The organism is Sphingomonas canadensis, assembly GCF_026013525.1.
In the GTDB taxonomy this organism is placed as follows: domain Bacteria; phylum Pseudomonadota; class Alphaproteobacteria; order Sphingomonadales; family Sphingomonadaceae; genus Sphingomonas; species Sphingomonas canadensis.
In genome coordinates this window covers 86,999-104,942 of the sequence record NZ_JAPDRA010000012.1, presented here as the reverse complement: position 1 = coordinate 104,942, position 17,944 = coordinate 86,999, and the positions used below count along the sequence as shown (strand labels likewise).

Genomic DNA, 17,944 nt, shown 5'->3' with positions numbered 1-17,944 from the left:
GAGCCGTCAGCGCCCTTCGCATTCCGGCGCTCCGGGCGGCGCGCTCGTCTCGATGCGGTCGGCCAGGATCGTGATCTCGGTCAGGTCACGCGCGACCAGGAGCGGCCCGGCGAAGCGCGGCGCGGTTGCGGCACGCAGCGCGGCCTCCGCCGGGCAGTTCGCGACCGTATGATAATAGACCGCGAGCCCAGGCCGGATCGCAGCAAGGACATCCGCCGCCTCGGCCGCCGAAAGATGAAGCGCCAGCACCTTCTCCGCCTGATCGGGCGCGAAGCTGCGCCGGACATAGGCGGCCATCGGCGGCGACACGACCTCCATCAGCGCCACGTCCGCGCCGCCGCCATTGGCCGCAAGCGCGGGCGTCGGCCCTGTGTCGCCCGAGATCAGCACCGATTTGCCGCCGAAATCGATCCGGTAGCCATAGGCCGGCAGATGGTCGCCATGATGGACGCGAAAGGCGGTGACGCGCAGCCCGCCCTCGTCGAACACCACGCCGTCGCGCTTGATCATCGTCACCGCGCGCTTCAGCCCGTCGTCGTTCGCGGGGATGCCGTCGTCGAGGCGGTAGCGGATATCGTCGGCAAAGGCCTTGCGCAGACCCGCCATCAGCCGCTTCGTGCCCTTCGGCCCCCAGATACGCAGCGGCGCGGCGCGCCCCTGCGTCCAGCCGTTGAGCCAGAGATCGGGAACACCGGCGACATGGTCCGAATGAAGATGCGTCAGGAAGAGCAGATCGACCCCCGCTACCAGCGCGGGATCGCGTTGCGCCAGCCGGGTGGTGCAACCACGACCGCAATCGAACAGCAGCTTGCGCCCGCCCGCCTCGACGAGGATTGCCGTGCCCGCCTGATCGCGGCTCGGCACCGGCGTACCCGATCCGAGCACGGTAACGCGGATCACCGGCCCCTCCGCCGCGGCTCCGACTGCCTGTGCGGCGACCGGGGAGGCGACGGGGAGTGCCGCCGCCAGCGCCCCGAATGCGAGGATCGCCTTCACAACATGATCCCCCTGCCCCGGTAATATTGTCGCGCGGCCGGATGGATCGCCTCGGAGCGCAGCCCGGGCCAATTCAGCATCTCCTCGACCCCGGCGGGGAAGCCGGGGATGGCGGGACGCGCGGCGATCAGGTCGAGCGCCGCCACGACCGCGCGCGCGTCAGAATCTTCCCACGCTGCCAGCGCCTGGGCAAAGGAAAGCAGCGGCACGCCTTCCGGCCCCGGTGACGCCGCCAGTGCGAAGGGATTCGCCGCGTTGATCCGCATGCGCGCCTCGTCCGTGATGGGAAGGTAGCGCCACGCTCCAGACGGAAGGATCGGCGCCGCGCCGCCCTCACCGGGGACTACGAGGTTCCAGGAGGTCGCCGCCACCTCCCCCGCCAGCAGCGCCGGCACCACGGCGGACGGCGCCATCTCGACGAGTTCCACCTCTCCCAGCATCCCCCAGCCGTCGCGCAGCAGGACCTCGCTCAGCAGCCGCACCGCGCTTGGCCGTGCCGGCACCGCGATGCGCCTGCCGCGCAGTTCATCCGGCGTGGCCGGGCCACCCGCCAGACCGGCGATGCCAAAGCCGACATCGTAGAGCCGCGCGACATATGTCAGGCCGGGGCTGGGACGCGGATAGCCGTGCCAGTCCGGCCCCGCCCCCGCGCGAGCAGGAGCGAAATCCACACTCGTCACGATCGGCCAGCGCCGCCGCCGCTCCGCCGCGGGAAGCATCAGTGTGGCGTTGATCGACTGCGGCAGCGCGAGCGCCTCAACCGCGAGCGGCCCGCCGAGCCTCGGTGCCAGCGCCTCGCCGAAACGCAGGTTCAGCGCGTGCATCGGATTGCCCGCCGGCGCGGGCGAATAGATCACCAGCGGCGCAGCGTCGCCTTGCGCGGCAATGGCCGCATCCATCTCCTCGGTCATGCCGCCTTGTAACAGCCTAGCATGCAAGATCAACGCGCTGGATCCGATACCGAAGGGGCGAATCCGCTCGGAGAGGAAGCCAAGCCGTTCGCGCCCCCGGCCCCCCTTCTCCCCCGGATATGCTCACCATATGAGCTTTTCTTCCGCGCGCGCCCTACCCCGTTTGGGCGGACCGTCCTAGTCATTCGATCGAGGAGAGGGCGATGACCGTACCGAGCCACGGGAATCTGGCGAAGCGGCTGCGCGGGGCATATGCGATCCAGGCGATCGACACGCGACATCGGCAGGCCCGGGGCCGCCGCATCGCCGGGCACAAGGCTGGGCTGACCGCGCACGCGGTGCAGCAGCCCGGCATCGACCGGCCCGATGTCGGCGCGCTGTTCGACGAGCGGCCAATGCGATCGTCGCGGTGCGGAATGGCGCGATCCGCGCCGATCGCTAGACGCTCACGCCCGGCGATGCCGACGTCTGTTCCGGCTTCCGGTGCCACGCCGAAAAGGCCTCCGCAGAATATGGCATCGACACCCGCACGATCCTGGTCGAGCCTGGCACGCGCACCGTGGCCGGCGGGCAGGAGAACATGATCGTGGATGTCGCGCGCGATCTCGCGCGGCAGCGCGGCTGGAGGAGAGGATAATGGATCTGGGTCTTGCCGGAAAGACGGCGATCATCTGCGCCGCGAGCAGCGGCATCGGCCGCGCCTGCGCCACCGTGCTCGCGGAGGAAGGCGCGAACGTGATCATCAACGCGCGGACCGCGGCGACGCTGGAGGAAGTCGCCGAGGACATCCGCGCGCGCGCCCCCGGCGTAAGCGTCACCATCGTGCCCGGCACCGTCACCGATCCCGCGGTGCGCGAGGCGCTGGTCGGCGCGGCGCCACAGATCGACATCCTGATCAACAACGCCGGCGGCCCGCCGCCGGGCGATTTTCGCGACTGGGACCGCGACACCTGGATCGCGGCCATCGACCAGAACATGCTGAGCGCGATCGAGCTGATCCGCCTGACCGCCGACGACATGGCCGCGCGCGGCTTCGGCCGGATCGTCAACATCACCTCCTCGGCAGTGCGCGTGCCGATCCCGGTAATCGGCCTCTCCAACGCGACACGCGCCGGGCTGACCAACTTCGTGTTCGGCATCGCGGGGCAATTCTCGTCCAGGGGAGTGACGATCAACAACATCCTGCCAGGCCCCTTCGACACCGGCCGGCTGCGCAACTCGAAGGAGATCACGAAGCATCTCACCGCGAACCCGGTCGCGGGCCGCATCGGCGACCCGCGCGAGATCGGGGCGATGTGCGCCTTTTTGTGCAGCGTGCATGCGGGCTATCTTACCGGCCAGAACGTGCTGATGGACGGCGGGCTGTACCAGACCGGCGTGTAGGCCCGGCCCGCCCCGGTCCGCAATATCCCCGGCGGGCGCATCGCGACCCGTTAAGACAAGCTCACTGCCAACTTCCCCGGAGCTGTCTGCCTCGCCGCCGCCGTCACATGGCGGTTGTGAGCCCCCGCTCTAAGGGCTCTGAATCTCCGTAACGAAATCATAGCGGTCCCCGCGATAAACGGATCGGGTAAACTCCACCACGCGCCCGTCTGGAATGCTGGTTACACGCTCGATACGCATGACTTCGGAATTTTGCATGATCCGGAGAATGCCGGCCTCGGTTGGGGAGGCCAGCGACGCGCGTACGCGCTGGGTTCCGGTGGTAGGCCGAAAGCCGTTCGCCTCCAGCGCGAGATAGAGCGAGTCCCCGACAGCCCCGAGGTCGGGAAGAAATTCCGACGAGACGACGGCATGCTCGATCGCCAGCGGTTCGCCATCGGCGAGACGGACACGGCTCAACCGCGCGACGAGCTGGGTCGCGGGAATCTTGAGCACCACCGCTTCTTCCTGGGTGGGTTGCGCATAGTCCTTGATCATCCAGACTATGCCCGGCTCTTCTCCGCGTGTCCGGGTATCGTCGCTGAAGCTTGTCAGCGCCGATCCGGGTGCCTCGATACGCCGCGCGACAAAGGTCCCCGAACCCTGTTTCCGGACCAGAACGCCCTCGGCGATCAACTGGCCGATGCCCTTCCGCACCGTAACGCGCGAAAGGCCGGCCATCTCCGAAAGGTCGCGCTCGGACGGAAGCGCGCAGCCGGGATGTACCGCCCCGCTCTCGATATGGTCGCGCAGATTCCGGGCGAGCTGCAAGTAGAGGGGCGTGCTGTCGTCCTTGAAGCCGCCGAAAATCTCACGCATCCGCCCCATCCCCCCGCATCGCATTCAATGCCTGCCGCAAATTCTGCTTGTACTTTCCGAGCAGCTCACCCGCCTGCACTTTATCAAGCCCCAGCGCCAACAACACGCCCAATTTGATATCAAGGTCCGCGGTGTTCAACGCTGACGCGGCGGCATCGGCGTCCACGCTGGCGATGTCCTGAATCATCTTCTCCGCACGGACCTGAAGCTTCTCGTTCGAGATATTCATGTTGACCATCATGCCGTCATAGACGAGCCCGCGCCGGAGCATGATCGCGGTGGACAGCGTGTTGAGAAGAACCTTCTGCGCGGTCCCTGCCTTCATGCGAGTGGAGCCCGCGATCACCTCGGCGCCGGTTTGCGCGAGAAGGCCGAACTCGGCCGCCTCCAGCAGAGCGCTGCCGGGGTTGTTCGCGATGCCGATCGTCAGCGCCCCGGCGTCACGCGCCGCGGTGATCGCGGCGAGCGTATAGGGCGTCCTGCCGCTCGCGGCCACGCCGATAACCACATCGCCATCGCCGATCGCCGCCGCGGCGATCTCCCGGCGCGCCGTGTCTGCATCGTCCTCGGCCTTCTCCGCGGCCTTCGTCAACACGCTGATCCCGCCCGCCATGAGGAACAGCAGGCGCTCGTGCGGCCAGCCGAAGGTCGGGAACAGCTCCGCACCGTCCTGGACCGCCAGCCTGCCCGAAGTACCCGCACCGGCATAGACCAGCCGGCCCGCGTCGCCGAGCCACTCGGCCGCACATTCGGCCGCCAGGGCAAGACCTTCGGTTTGCGAGTGAAGGCTGGCGACCGCGGAAATCTGGGCTTCGATCATCGCCTCGACGGCAATCGCCGTCGGCCAGCGGTCGATCTCTACGTACCGAGGATCACGCGCTTCAGTGTTCATGGGATCCTCAACTCTTGGTCAGCTTCAATTGTGCCGGGCGCCCGGCGGGTGCCGCACAGATCGCGGCGGCGACGAGCGTTCCCGCGCACAGTTGGAACGGAAAGGACAATCCGGCGAGAAATTCCGGGAAATGCAGCGCCTGTGCGATCGCCGGCTGAAGCAGGAAAACCGCGATGAAACCGCCGAACAGCGCGGCCACGACGGAACTGGTGTTCCCGCGCCGCGTGAAGACGGCGGTGAAATAGACCCCCAACAGTCCGGCATAGGCGAACACCATGACCTGAAGCGCGAATTCTAGCAGACCCATCTGTGAATTGCGCTGCCAATAATAGGAAAGCGCCGAAAGAACGAACATCCCGAGGCCGATCAGCGCCATTCCCGCCCGCCCCGCGACGACGAAATGATATTCGGCGACCTGGCCGTGCCGCTCCCGCCACGGCCGGTAGAAATCCTGGATCATCACCGACGACATCGCATTGAGTGCGGAGGTAGTCGTCCCAACCGCCGCCGCGACGATGCCGATCGTGGCAAGCCCGCGCAGGCCCGAAGGCACCTCTGTCAGGATGTAATACATGAACACGTTCACCTTCTCCCCGGCGACCAGGTCAGCGGCCTGGCCGCCGACGCCCTGCATCAGGTCGGGCCGGCCGTAGAAGATGTGCAGAAGCGAGCCGATGAACACGAAAATCGCGACGACGGGCAGCGTCGCCACCGCCGATATATAGAGACCGCGCGCGCCGGCTTTGGCGTCCTTGCACGCCAGCAGCCGCTGCGTCGTATCCTGATCCAGCCCCGCGTTCGCGACATAGAGGAGCGCGACTCCGGTCAGCACGGCCAGCATCGAGAAGGGGTGGGAAAGGTCCAGCGACAGATCGAACAGACGCAGCTTGTCCACGCCGCCGGGCGCCGTCGAAAGCGCCTCGAGAATCTCTGCGTTGGTGGCGGGAATGGACAGGCGCAGATAGACCAGGATCGCAAGCGCCGCGACGACATAGACGTTGAACTGGAGAAAATCGTTCCAGATCACCGATTTCAGCCCACCGAAGAACGTGAAGGCAAAGCTCGCGATCAGAAGCACGGCGGCCGCGAAGATGACGCTGGCGAAGGTGACCGTACCGGTCATCACCATCGCGATGGCGATCGCGGCCAGATAGACTCGCGCGCCGCTGGCCAACAGCCGCCCGGTCAGAAACATGCCTCCCGCCCATTTCATCGCGCGAGCGTCGAAACGCTGGCCAAGCAGTTCGTAGACGGTCGTCGCCCGCATCGCATAGAAGCGCGGGATCAGCACATGCGCGACGAACGCATAGCCCAGGAATGCGCCGATTATCGTGCTGAGATAGGTCAGATCGCCCTTGTAGCCGTAATCGGGGCCGCCCAGGAATGTCGCCGCCGATTGCGTCGTGGAAAGTACCGATATCGCGGCGAGCCATGCCGGGATGGTGCCACCGGCGAGGAAATAGTCCCGCGCGGATTCGGTCTTCTTGGGCGAACAGAGCCAGGCGACCAGGAACAACAGGAAGACGTAGATCGCGATCACGATCCAGTCGAAGCTAGTAAAGGGCAGCATTTCGGTCACTCACCTACGAACCACAGGTGCCCGGCACGGCGGCCGGGCACCCTTGCAGAGACGGTCAGAACCGTGCCGTGAGCGACAGGCCATAGGTGCGCCCGAGGATATCGTAGGTATCGGGGAAGGTGTTGAACACGCCACCCGTGGCCACGAAGGGCGGATCCTTGTCGAACAGGTTGTAGATGCCGGCGTTGATCGTGAACATGTCGTTCAGATCCCACGATCCGGTCAGGTCGAAGAGGTTCTGCGCGGCAATGCTATCGGTCGCGCCGGGAGCGCTGTTGCTGACCTTGCCGATCCGCTGCCAGTTGAACTGGACCATGCCGTCCCGGAACAGCCAGGACACCGAAGCATCGTGGCGATAATCGGGCTGGACCAGCGTCGTCGCGTCGCTCGAACACGCCGCACCGAACGTGCCCTTGCACTGCACCGGCGCGACGGTGGAGTTGGCCTGGATCACATAGCTGGTGACGATATTGCCCTGATAGTTGAAGCGGACGCCACGGCCCGGCAGCCCGGCCAAGCGAAGCGTGTAGCTGGCGGAGATATCGATGCCGCGCTGCGTCAGGCGGCCCAGGTTCTGCTGGTTCACGAACGCATCGACGAAATAGCCGGTCGTGGGATCGCGCGTGACCAGCGCGCAGAGCGGATTGTCCGCGCGCGGATCGGTTATGTAGCAGCTCGTGATCGCGCTGACCGGCTGGATGACGCCGATCGCGCCTTCCAGATCCAGCTCATACCAGTCCAGGGTGATGTTCAGCGACGGCGCGAACGTGGGGGTCAGCACCATACCGACGGTGGTCGTCCTGCCGCTTTCGGGCTGCACGCTCGGGTTGCCGCCGTAGAAATAGGAACCCGTGAGATAGCTGGGATCGAAGGAATTGGCGGACCCGACGGCCGGCGCCCCGAAGCGCGCGCACTGTGCCGTGTCCCCCGTGCCGAGCACGCAGGGATCGCCGGCATAGCGCGGCGTAAGCCGGGCGACGGTGACGAGGTTGCTGAACGGCAGCGACGAGGTCTCGGCCGCGAACTCCCCGAAGTTCGGGGTGCGCAGCACGCTTTGATAGGTACCGCGAAGCCGGATGCTATCGTCCACCTTCCAGTTGGCCTCGCCCTTCCAGGTGCCGTGCGTGCCAAACAGGTTGTAATCAGCGAGACGATAGGCGCCGCCCACGTCAAGCTGCTGGATCAGCGGCAGATCGTGGAGCAACGGCACCAGCAATTCGCCATATAGTTCCTTGACGTCGAATTCGCCGCTGAACGCGCTGCGGACGCCCTGCTTGTAGGTATTGCCGGTCAGGATCGCCGTGTCCTGCGTGATGGTTCCGGTTTCGCTGCGATACTCGGCGCCCACCGCAAACCCGACCGAACCGGCGGGAAGCACGAACAGGTCGTCGAACGTACCGCTCAGCGTCGCGGCGGTAACGAACTGGTCGCGATCGCGCCCGTTGCTGAAAATGGTGCTGCCCAGCGCCTTTGCCACGCCCTCGCCGTTCGGGCCGAAGATGTCGATCTGGTTCACCACCAGCCCGAAGATGTTCTGGCCCGAGCTGTTCTTGACCAGGCCGTCACCGACGATCGGCGATTCCTCGGTCGAGCGGCTATACTGGGCGTAGACGTTCCAGCGGATATTGTCCGTCACCGGCCCGCGGAAACCCAGTTGCGTCTGCAGCGTATCGCGCTCGGTATTGTAGGTCATAACGCCCAGTTCGGCGAACGAGCGCTGGACACGCACATTGGCGATCCCACTGACAAAGGTAAGCTGGTTGCGGACCTCAGGGGTGAGATAGGGATTGGTTTCGGAGATCTGGACGACCTGGTCGACAGAGGGCGGATTGGCGCCCGGCGTACCCGTCTCATCGGTGCGCACATTGGTATACATCGCGCGGCCATAGACCTCGACCGCGGGCGTCAGCTCATATTTGAAGAGCGCGGCGACGTTCATGCGCTTCAGCGACGAGACCAGCGGATACTGGTCGCTGATGTTCGAAGTGGCCGATGGCGCCGTCGTGAACTGGCCATCGTCGGTAAACCCGAAGACGCGGCCGCTCGACACGTCGGTGAACCTGCCGCCGATGCTCGGGATCGTGGCGCCGGGCGTATAGGCCCAATCGCGGCTGCCCGCATCAAATCCGCTGCGCTGGGTATAATCGGCCGCGACCACCACATGGCCGCGATCGCCCAGGGCACCGCCGACCATCAGCGATCCGCCGAACTGCTCCCCGCCATGTTCGGAAATGCGCGCGACGCCGGAGGCACGCATGCCTTCGAACTCGTCGTCCAGGATGAAGTTCACCACGCCCGCGACCGCGTCCGCACCATAGACCGCGGCGGCGCCGCCCGTCAGCACATCGACCCGCTTGATGAGCGAGGCCGGCAGCGCATTGACGTCGGAGGAGTTGCGAAAGCTGAACGGCGCGGCGCGCGTGCCGTTGATCAGGATCAGCGAACGACTCTGGCCGAAATTGCGGAGTTCAAGCACCTGCGCGCCGAACGAATCGCTGCCCTGCGAGCCCTGCCGGACGCCGCCGGAAAGCTGCGGCAGCTTGGTCGAGAAGTCCTCGACCGTAAGCGCGGTCTGGAGCGCGATATCTTCCTGCGAAACCGCAACGACAGGGCTCGTGGTCTGCAGGCCCGCGGTGGGGATTCGCGATCCGGTGACGACGATCTCGCCGCCGCCATTGTCATCGGTCTGATCCGTTCCCGCTCCCTGCGCCAAGGCCGAGGTGGGAAGCGACGCGAGCGAAGCGGCCAGGGCCACCATGCCGACCACACTGCCAAGATTACGCTTCATGATGCCGACCCTCCATTTTTGGGAATTCGCCCCCTCCCGATCACATCTTTGATGGCGGCGCGGGCGAATGCGGCACGCCATCGATAATACCTTTTCGATATGTTCTGCGGACATGTCAAGCTTTGGTATTATTTTGGTATCTTTAATGTCAAACGTAATGCACTGGCGCCCACACCTCCCCGCCGCAGGTCGGCCGGGCCACGCCGGTGGTATTCGGGAAGGTGAGCGGCAGCCCCAGGCGCGATCTGGCCGCCAGGAACGCCATCGCCTCAGCCTCGATGAAATCGCCGCGCAGGCCGAAGCCGTCCGCGGACCGGCAATCGCCCAGCCGCTGCGCCAACGCACGCATCATCGTCGCATTGTGCCGTCCGCCGCCGCAAACGACCCACCTGCGCGGCGGCTCGGGAAACGCCGCCACAGCCAAGGCCACGGCTTCCACGGTGAAAGCAGTGAGGGTGGCAGCCGCGTCAACGAGGCTCAGCGCGCCGACATGCTCCAGCGAGAAATCATACCGGTCGAGCGATTTGGGGCCGCGCTTGTCGAAGAAGGGATGATCGAGCATCGCGCCCAAGGCCGCCATATCCACCTTGCCGCGGGCCGCGAGCGCCCCGCCCACGTCACAGGCGCCCGCCCCCCGCGACCGGACCAGCGAATCGATCAATCCGCACGCCGGGCCGGTGTCGAAGGCGATCAGCGCACCATCGGCGCCCACCCAGGTCACGTTGGCGACACCGCCAAGGTTCAGGAAGGCGATCGGCCCCGCGCCGCCCCCTACGCGCGCGGCAAGCGCCGCGTGATAGACGGGCACGAGCGGGGCGCCCTGCCCGCCCTCCGCCATGTCGCCCTGCCGCATCCCGGCGACCACCGGCACGCCCAGATCCTCGCTCAGGCGGGCGGGATCGCCGATCTGAACCGTCAGCCCGCGCTCGGGTCGGTGAAGCACGGTCTGGCCGTGGAAACCGACCAGATCGAGCGCGCCGCGATTCCTGGCGAGCAGCTTGCCCGCGGTGCGAAGATGCACGTCATGCAACGCGGCGCTCCCGGCGGCGAACTCGGCCGGCTCCGCACCCTCCCCGTTCCATCGCAGCCCGGCCTCGACCGCGCGGGCGATGGTCTCCCGCTCGCCGTCGGTGAATCCCGTGAAAGCCGTGGGGCCGAAATGCTGAACCTCATGGCCGTCGGTATCGATGATCGCCGCGTCTACGCCATCGAGCGACGTACCACTCATATATCCCAGGACGCGCATCTCGTTCTATTCCACTATATAGCCGGAGAGGAGTAAGCCCCGGCCTGGCGACGGAAGGGCCATGCCAGCCGAAGCCACGCCACAACACCAACTCTCTCTCTGCATAAGGCGGAGCAGGTATGCAACCACTATAAAACCAATTGCGCCATTTCAAGATATTGGTATTACGCGCCATGGCCTGTGACAATGATGCCTCCAACCATCCATCGCTGATGGTGACGGAAGCGGCGGAAAGCCCTGAGCGGTGCGAAGCACAGATCGCCGCCAATGCGGAGTTGATGCGCGATCTCGGCGCCAGGCTGCGCAAAATCGATCCGCCCTTCGTCGCGACGCTGGCGCGCGGGAGTTCGGATCAGGCGGCCGCCTTCGCCAAGGCCGTACTGGAAACGCATGGCGGCCCCCCGACGCTCAGCCACGCGCCCTCTATCGGATCGATTTACGGAACCACCTCGCCCAAATTCCGCGATGTGCCCCTGATCGTCATCTCCCAGTCCGGCCGCAGCCCCGATCTGATCGCGGCGGCGGAAGATGCGCGACGGCGGGGCGCGATCGTCATCGCCATCGTCAATGACGTGGAATCGCCGCTCGCCGCGCTTTCCGAATATGTCATCCCCGTCCATGCAGGCCCCGAACGGAGCGTCGCGGCAACCAAGAGCTTCGTCTGCACCCTCACCGCCATCGCGCATCTCGCCGCGGAATGGACCGGGGACCCGCTGTTGCTGGCCGCTCTGAACGATATCGGCGATGTCCTGCGCAAGGCTGGACAAGCGGATTGGGGCGCGGCCGCGCCGCTGCTTGCCGGCACCCGCGACATGCTCGTTCTGGGGCGCGGGCTTACCCTGTCGATCGCGGGCGAGGCGGCGCTGAAGTTCAAGGAAGCGGCCGGGCTGCACGCGGAGGCGTTCAGCATCGTGGAGGTGGCCCACGGGCCAATGACGCTGGTGGGTGGAGACGACGCCGTACTGGTGATCGGGCCGATCGACCAGGCCCGGGCGGGACTCGCCGACAGGCTGGCGGACTTTCACCGGCGCGGCTCCCGGATCATCGCATCCGGCATGGATGAAGACATCGCGCTGGCTGATTTCAAACTGCCCTCGGCAACCGCCTGTCATCCGGTGCTCAGCGCGATCGCATCGATCTTGAGCTTCTACCCGCTGGCCAACAGGATAGCCCTGATGCGGCAGCGCGATCCCGATCGGCCGCCGCATCTGAGCAAGGTTACACGCACGCTATGAAACCCTTCGCCCTTCTCGGCGCGAACATCGTCCTGCCGGACGCGATCGTGGAGGATCGCGCGCTGCTGATCGCGGACGGCCGGATCGGAGATCTGGTCGAGGCCGCCCAGGTGCCATCGGACTATGCCCGGTTCGATCTTGGCGGCGGGTGGCTGCTGCCCGGATTCATCGATACGCAGGTGAACGGCGGCGGCGACGTGCTGTTGAATGACCAGCCGACCGTCGAGGGGATCGCGGCCATCGCACGCGCGCACCGCCGCTTCGGCACCACCGGGCTGATGCCCACGCTGATCAGCGACGATCAGGCCGTGGTCGCCGCGGCCATCGCCAGTACCGAACGGGCGCTCGGCGAAGGCGTACCGGGCGTATTGGGCCTGCACATCGAAGGGCCGCACCTCAACCCGGCCAAGAAGGGCATCCACCTCGCGGAGAAATTCTCGCGATTGGACGAGGCGGCGATGTCCCTGCTCACCGCGCCCAGCCTGGGGCCGCGGATCGTTACGCTGGCCCCGGAACTCGCACCGGACGGGACGATCCGGCATCTGGCGGAAGCGGGCGTGCTGGTATGCGCGGGGCACAGTCTGGCGGATTATGACCAGACCCGCCGCGCGCTGGACGAGGGACTGGCGGGCTTCACCCATCTCTACAATGCGATGACGCAGCTAAACGCGCGCGCGCCCGGCATGGTGGGCGCCGCGCTGGAAGACCGGGGCACGCATTTCGGGATCATCGCCGATGGCCATCACGTCCACCCAGCGGCGCTGAAGGTGGCGCTCGCCGCGAGGGGGCTGGACGGGGTGATGCTCGTCACCGATGCTATGCCCCCCGTCGGGGGAAAGATGCGGCATTTCAACCTGATGGGACAGGACATCCGGATCGAGGACGGGGTGTGCAAAGGCGTGGACGGGACGCTGGCCGGATCGGCCCTGAGCATGGCGCAGGCCTTCCGGAACGCGATCGGCCTGCTCGGGCTCGACATGGTGACCGCGTCGCGGCTGGCGAGCGGCAACCCGGCGGATTTCCTCCGCATCGCGGACCGGACGGGGCGCATCCTGCCCGGGCTTCAGGCCGATCTGGCGCATCTGGACGACAGGCTGGTCGTAAGGCGGAGCTGGATCGCGGGCGATCTGAGCGAGAATGGCGAGTAATCCCGTCTCGACACCGGGCTCCGCATGGCGCGCTTCCGGCGCGGCGGATCGGGCGGGCCGTGACGCCCTGATCGCCGGGCTCCGGACGATCGTCGGACGCAGGCACGTGCTTACCAGCGCCCCTGCCACCCGGCGATATCGCAACGGATATCGCAGCGGTTCGGGAGCGGTGATCGCGGTCATCCGCCCGGGGAGCCTGGTCGAGCTATGGAAGGTGGTGCAGGCCTGCGTGAAGGCGGACCGCACGATCATCCTCCAGGCCGCGAATACCGGGCTCACCGGCGGATCGACACCCGATGGAGACGAGTATCCCGGCGGGGTCGTGCTCATCTCCACGCTACGGATATCCGCCATCCACCTCCTTCGGGGCGGCGCGCAGGTGGTGTGCCTGCCCGGTACGACGCTGCACGCGCTGGAAAAGCGGCTGCGGCCGCTGGGCCGGGAACCGCATTCGGTGATCGGCTCTTCCTGCTTCGGAGCGTCGGTGGTGGGCGGGGTGTGCAACAATTCGGGCGGATCGCTGATCCAGCGCGGGCCGGCGTTCACCCAGCTCGCGCTGTTCGCCGCCGTCGATCCCGACGGCGAGCTTCGCCTCGTCAATCATCTCGGCATAGCGCTCGGCGACGAGCCGGAGGCCATGCTCGACCGGTTGGAGCGCGGAGATTTCACCGACGCCGATGTCGACGGAGCACCCGCGCGACGGGCACATGACGAAAGCTATGCCGACCATGTTCGCGACGTGGACAGCGGCCGGCCCGCGCGCTTCAACGCCGACGAACGCTGCCTGTTCGAGGCATCGGGCAGCGCGGGCAAGGTGATCGTCTTCGCCGTCCGCCTCGACAGTTTCGAGAAAGACGAGGCGACCACCACCTTTTATGTCGGGACCAACGATCCACGGCGGCTCGATACGATCCGGCGGACGGTCCTGTCGGAATTTCCGGTCCTGCCGACCTCGGCCGAATATATCCATCGCGCCGCGTTCGACATGGCGGATCGCTATGGGCGCGATACCTTCTTCGCGATCGAGCGGCTGGGCACCGATCGCCTGCCCGCCCTGTTCGCGGCCAAGGCCCGGATCGATGGCTGGGCGGCGCGGGCGCAGATCCTCGGCCCCGATGTGAGCGAAAGGATGTTGCAGCGGGCCGGGAGGCTGCTTCCCGATCCCCTGCCCGCATGGATGCGCGAATATCGTGACCGTTTCGAACATCATCTGATCCTGAAACTGTCCTCGACGATCGCGGAGCAAACGCGCGAACTGCTCGCGCGGGTTTTCGATACGGGCGGAGGGGCGTTCCACGAATGCAGCGCCCGGGATGCCTCCAAGGCATTCCTGCACCGTTTCGTGATCGCCGGTGCCGCGGTCCGCTATCGCGCAGTGCATCGGCGCGAGGTGGAGGATATCGTCGCGCTGGACGTCGCCCTGCCCCGCAGCGCGCGCGACTGGGACGATTTCCTGCCTGCGGACGACGAGGGGCACGTGTTGCACGCCCTGTGTTACGGCCATTTCTTCTGCCACGTTTTCCATCAGGACTATGTGCTTCGGAAAGGAGCAGACACGGCCGCTTTCAAGCGCCGGATGTGCGCGTGGCTCGATGCGCGCGGCGCCGAATATCCGGCCGAGCATAATGTGGGCCATCAATATGTCGCGAAACCGGCACTCGCCCGCTTCTACCGCGCGCTCGATCCCCGCAACCAGTTGAATCCCGGGATAGGCGGCACCGCCCGAAGCCGATCCTGGATCGACGAGCCCGCCCGCGGTCCGGCCGCCGCGGCAGAACCCCTTTCTACGCAAGGAATCGCGTGATGGTATTTTATCTGGGCATTGATGCGGGGGGCAGCAATTGCCGGGCCAGGCTCACCAGTGCGGACGGCACCGTCATCGGCACGGGAGCTGGCGGCGCCGCCAACACCCGGATCGGCTTCCCCCAGCTATACGAAACCCTGTCCGGCACCGCCGACCAGGCGATTCGACAGGCCGGACTGGACGATGGCCAGATCGCCACGATCCGCGCCGGCATCGGTGTCGCCGGTTTCGGCAGGCAGGGCGCGGCAGAGGCGCTGCGCGCGTTCGAATTCCCCTTCGCCTCCGTCGCCTATCAATCGGATGCCTATATCGCCAATCTCGGCGCGCATGGGCGGGAGGACGGCGCTGTCCTGATCATCGGCACGGGCAGCGTCGCGCATGTCCGCGCGGAGGGGCGCAGCTTCACTATCGGCGGATATGGCTTTCCGATCTCGGACGAAGGCAGCGGCGCGGCGCTGGGGCTGAGCGCGGTGCGGCATGCCCTGCGCGCGCTGGACGGACGCACCAAATCCACGCCCCTCAGCAGCGCCATCACCGCCCGCTTCGACCATGACACGGCGAGCGTGGTGAGCTGGATGGATGAAGCGACGCCCAAGGATTATGCGAGCTTCGCTCCCGTCGTGATGGACTATGCCGAGGCCGACGATGCGATCGCGCGTTCGATCGTCGAGGACGCCGCGCAGCATATCGAGCGCTTCATCGAGACGATTTTCCAGCGCGGCGCGAAGCGCTGCGCGCTGGTCGGCGGGCTTTCGCAGCGGATGAAGCCATGGCTGCGCGAGCGCACCGTGTCGCGCCTTTCGGACGCGCTCGGCGATCCGCTGGACGGCGCGATCGAGCTCGCGAAACACGCCTAGGCCCGCCGGCGCCGCAAGATTGATACGAAGACAGACAAGGGTCGAGGACATTTCATGCAACCTTCTTCGCAGCCGCTCACGCTGACCGCCCGAATCGCCTGCCTGGGAGGCGCGATGTCGCTGATCGGGGCTGGCATGCCCGCCGCGCCGGCCCCGGTCGCCGCCCCGATCCCGAACGCACAGAAAGACGGTTTCGCGCAATGCCTGACCAGCGCGTCACCCGATGCGCACCCCGGAAGGCAACTGACCGTCAACATGACGAGCGCACCGGCCGCGAGCCTGCAGACGCTGCGCTATGACTATCGGCCAGATGCGGCGCAGGGGGACGGCGCGGGGATCCGGATCGAGATTCCCGTCGCCTATGCCGAGACGGAATCGTTGCTGTTCAGCCCGCCCCAGACCGCCGAACCGCAAGGCCTGGGTTACGCCTGGGCCACCACCTCGACCGGCGCGAAGGTGGACGTCACGATCACCGGGGTGTTGGGTGGCATCATCCAGGCGACGCTGGCCGCGCCGCTGGCCGCAGGTGAAACGCTCTCGGTCTTCTATCGCGGCAGGGTGCGCAGCGTCGCGGGTAAGGTGGACATCCGCTACGCGACCAAGGCCGCCGGCGACGCGAAATGGCAGGTCGCGCCGCGCTTTCCGGCGCTCGATATCGAACCGGCGCGTGCGCGCTTTCTCGCCGTCCACTTCCCGTCCGACGTGGTGGCGGGGCAGCCGTTCGAGGCGGCCATCGTGGCGATCGACCGGTTCGGCAATCTCGCGACCGGCTATACCGGCAGCGTTCGCCTGAGCTCCACCGACCCCAAGGCCAGGATCGCAGCGACCGCCGAATTCACAGCGCGGGATCACGGCCGCGTCGTCGTCCCTGTCACGTTCAACACCAATGGATTCCAGAAGATCGAGGCGGCTGCGCAAGGCGGCAAGCTGCCCGTCCGTTACAAATATGCCTGGGTCCAGCACGGCGAGATCAAGCAGCACCATCTGTTCGGAGACCTGCACTTCCACACCGGATCGGGCGCCGCGAATCAGGGGCTGTTCACCGTCGATTCCGGCCAGGATCTCAACACGACCGGCACCAACACCTTCAAGGAACTGAACCTGGCGGGTGATCACCGCGCCAATTTCACAAATGCGGTCAGCGCCTATTGCTATGCCCTCAACGCCAGCGGGCTCGATTTCGCGAGCACGTCCGAACATGCCTCGCGGCTGCTCACCGATCACGTCTGGCAGGCGTCGCAGGACATTTCCGACAGCTTCTACCGGCCGGGACGGTTCTCGACCTTCTACGGCTTCGAATGGACGCCGGAGCTGAACCACTACATCGTGATGTACAAGGATCGCGCGGGAAAGCCGTTCGACCACATCCAATATCCCGACTATCCGGCGCTCCATGGGGCGCTCAAGCGTCAGGGCGCGCCGGTACTCACCATGCCGCACGTGTCGTGGCCGTTCCCGAACCACGATATCTGGCAGGACGAGGTCAGCAACGAATACCGGCCGATCGGCGAGATGTATTCGCTCTGGAACGGCCGCCATCTCGTTCAGCCCGACGACGAGCCCCAGCTCTTCGAGACTCCGGCCGACGCCCAATGGTCGTATCAATATGCGTGGAAGAAGGGGTTTCGCATCGGCGTAACCGGCGCATCGGACAATCACCTCGGGCAGCCGGGCGCGAACAACGATACGATCGATATCCGCCATTCCGGCGGGCTGGCGGGAGTAGTCGCTCCCCGCAATGATCGCGACGCGATCTGGAACGCGCTGGGGCAGCGCACCGCCTATGCCACGACTGGCACGCAGATCTATCTGGATTTCTCCAGCGGCGGCCATCCGATGGGCAGCGAATATACGACCGGCGGCAAGCCCGGCTTCGCAGTGCGCGTGGCTGGGACGAACAAGCTGGCGCTGGTGGAAATCGTCCGGCTGCAGAATGGCGAATATCAGACAGTGTATCAGGTGCGGCCGGATGGCGAGACCAGCATCTTCGAGTTCACCGACAACGGGTTCCAGGGCGACGCCATGTATTATCTTCGGGTACGGCAGGTGGAGGAATATCCCGGGCGCCTCTATTCCCACTCCACTGCCGATATGGCGTGGTCGAGCCCGATCTGGATCTCCCGAAATTGACGGTGCGGATTCGCGGGGAGCGGAGCGGCGGGTCTGGACGTGATATGTATTTGAGTTCCCGCTGAGCCGCTCCTTTCAAGACGTCGCTGACCCGTCGAGAACACGCCTGGTTCCGGC

At 66.2% G+C, this 17,944-nt stretch carries 14 protein-coding genes and 1 pseudogene; 7 read left to right on the top strand and 8 right to left on the bottom strand.

Annotation, left to right across the window (positions count from 1 at the left end; translation table 11 throughout):
* Positions 1–6: 6 nt before the first annotated feature.
* The 3 genes from OM513_RS18905 to OM513_RS18895 form a co-directional block, all read right to left on the bottom strand.
* A complete protein-coding gene (locus tag OM513_RS18905) occupies positions 7–996 on the bottom strand; it encodes an MBL fold metallo-hydrolase (RefSeq protein WP_264946332.1) in 990 nt (329 codons plus the stop codon).
* The gene (locus OM513_RS18900; protein ID WP_264946331.1) at positions 993–1,907 is read right to left on the bottom strand and encodes a TAXI family TRAP transporter solute-binding subunit; all 915 of its coding nucleotides are present in this window, start codon (positions 1,905–1,907) and stop codon (positions 993–995) included. Before OM513_RS18900 ends, OM513_RS18905 begins: the two co-directional genes overlap by 4 nt.
* A 181-nt stretch (positions 1,908–2,088) precedes the next feature.
* Positions 2,089–2,397, bottom strand: a complete 309-nt coding sequence (locus tag OM513_RS18895) for a hypothetical protein (RefSeq protein ID WP_264946330.1) — start codon at positions 2,395–2,397, stop codon at positions 2,089–2,091.
* Positions 2,398–2,412: 15 nt separating this feature from the next.
* On the opposite strand from OM513_RS18895, the pseudogene OM513_RS20855 reads away from it, so the two are divergent.
* Together OM513_RS20855 and OM513_RS18890 are read left to right on the top strand one after the other, a co-directional pair.
* Positions 2,413–2,544: pseudogene (locus OM513_RS20855) on the top strand (4-hydroxy-2-oxovalerate aldolase); the annotation flags it as partial.
* Positions 2,544–3,290 carry an SDR family oxidoreductase gene (locus OM513_RS18890; RefSeq protein ID WP_264946329.1) on the top strand — a complete coding sequence of 249 codons (747 nt, stop codon included), beginning with the start codon at positions 2,544–2,546 and terminating at the stop codon, positions 3,288–3,290. The pseudogene OM513_RS20855 and the gene OM513_RS18890, both read left to right, overlap by 1 nt.
* Before the next feature lie 129 nt (positions 3,291–3,419).
* Here the strand turns inward: OM513_RS18890 and OM513_RS18885 are convergent, their stop codons facing one another.
* The 5 genes from OM513_RS18885 to OM513_RS18865 all read right to left on the bottom strand — a co-directional run bounded on the left by OM513_RS18885 (position 3,420) and on the right by OM513_RS18865 (position 10,653).
* Complete coding sequence (locus tag OM513_RS18885; protein ID WP_264946328.1) at positions 3,420–4,148, bottom strand: GntR family transcriptional regulator; 729 nt, start codon at positions 4,146–4,148, stop codon at positions 3,420–3,422.
* Positions 4,141–5,040 carry an N-acetylmuramic acid 6-phosphate etherase gene (locus tag OM513_RS18880; RefSeq protein ID WP_264946327.1) on the bottom strand — a complete coding sequence of 300 codons (900 nt, stop codon included), beginning with the start codon at positions 5,038–5,040 and terminating at the stop codon, positions 4,141–4,143. Before OM513_RS18880 ends, OM513_RS18885 begins: the two co-directional genes overlap by 8 nt.
* Before the next feature lie 7 nt (positions 5,041–5,047).
* Complete coding sequence (locus OM513_RS18875; RefSeq protein ID WP_264946326.1) at positions 5,048–6,610, bottom strand: sodium:solute symporter family transporter; 1,563 nt, start codon at positions 6,608–6,610, stop codon at positions 5,048–5,050.
* Positions 6,611–6,674: 64 nt separating this feature from the next.
* Complete coding sequence (locus OM513_RS18870; RefSeq protein ID WP_264946325.1) at positions 6,675–9,407, bottom strand: TonB-dependent receptor domain-containing protein; 2,733 nt, start codon at positions 9,405–9,407, stop codon at positions 6,675–6,677.
* A gap of 148 nt (positions 9,408–9,555) precedes the next feature.
* Positions 9,556–10,653, bottom strand: a complete 1,098-nt coding sequence (locus OM513_RS18865; RefSeq protein WP_264946324.1) for an anhydro-N-acetylmuramic acid kinase — start codon at positions 10,651–10,653, stop codon at positions 9,556–9,558.
* Between the two features lie 140 nt (positions 10,654–10,793).
* Between OM513_RS18865 and OM513_RS18860 the strand changes: the two genes are divergently transcribed.
* From OM513_RS18860 to OM513_RS18840, 5 genes are read left to right on the top strand one after another with little or no spacing between them, the layout of a single operon-like run.
* Entirely contained in the window at positions 10,794–11,888 is a 1,095-nt protein-coding gene (locus OM513_RS18860; protein WP_264946323.1) for an SIS domain-containing protein, read from the top strand.
* The gene (gene nagA / locus OM513_RS18855) at positions 11,885–13,036 is read left to right on the top strand and encodes an N-acetylglucosamine-6-phosphate deacetylase (protein WP_264946322.1); all 1,152 of its coding nucleotides are present in this window, start codon (positions 11,885–11,887) and stop codon (positions 13,034–13,036) included. The genes OM513_RS18860 and nagA overlap by 4 nt, the downstream gene beginning before the upstream one ends.
* Positions 13,026–14,840, top strand: coding sequence for a D-lactate dehydrogenase (gene dld, locus OM513_RS18850; protein ID WP_264946321.1), 1,815 nt, complete (start codon positions 13,026–13,028; stop codon positions 14,838–14,840). The genes nagA and dld overlap by 11 nt, the downstream gene beginning before the upstream one ends.
* A complete protein-coding gene (locus OM513_RS18845) occupies positions 14,840–15,697 on the top strand; it encodes a BadF/BadG/BcrA/BcrD ATPase family protein (protein WP_264946320.1) in 858 nt (285 codons plus the stop codon). Before dld ends, OM513_RS18845 begins: the two co-directional genes overlap by 1 nt.
* Positions 15,698–15,751: 54 nt before the next feature.
* Positions 15,752–17,827 (top strand): DUF3604 domain-containing protein, encoded by a 2,076-nt coding sequence (locus OM513_RS18840; RefSeq protein WP_264946319.1) that lies wholly within the window; start codon positions 15,752–15,754, stop codon positions 17,825–17,827.
* Positions 17,828–17,944 lie beyond the last annotated feature (117 nt).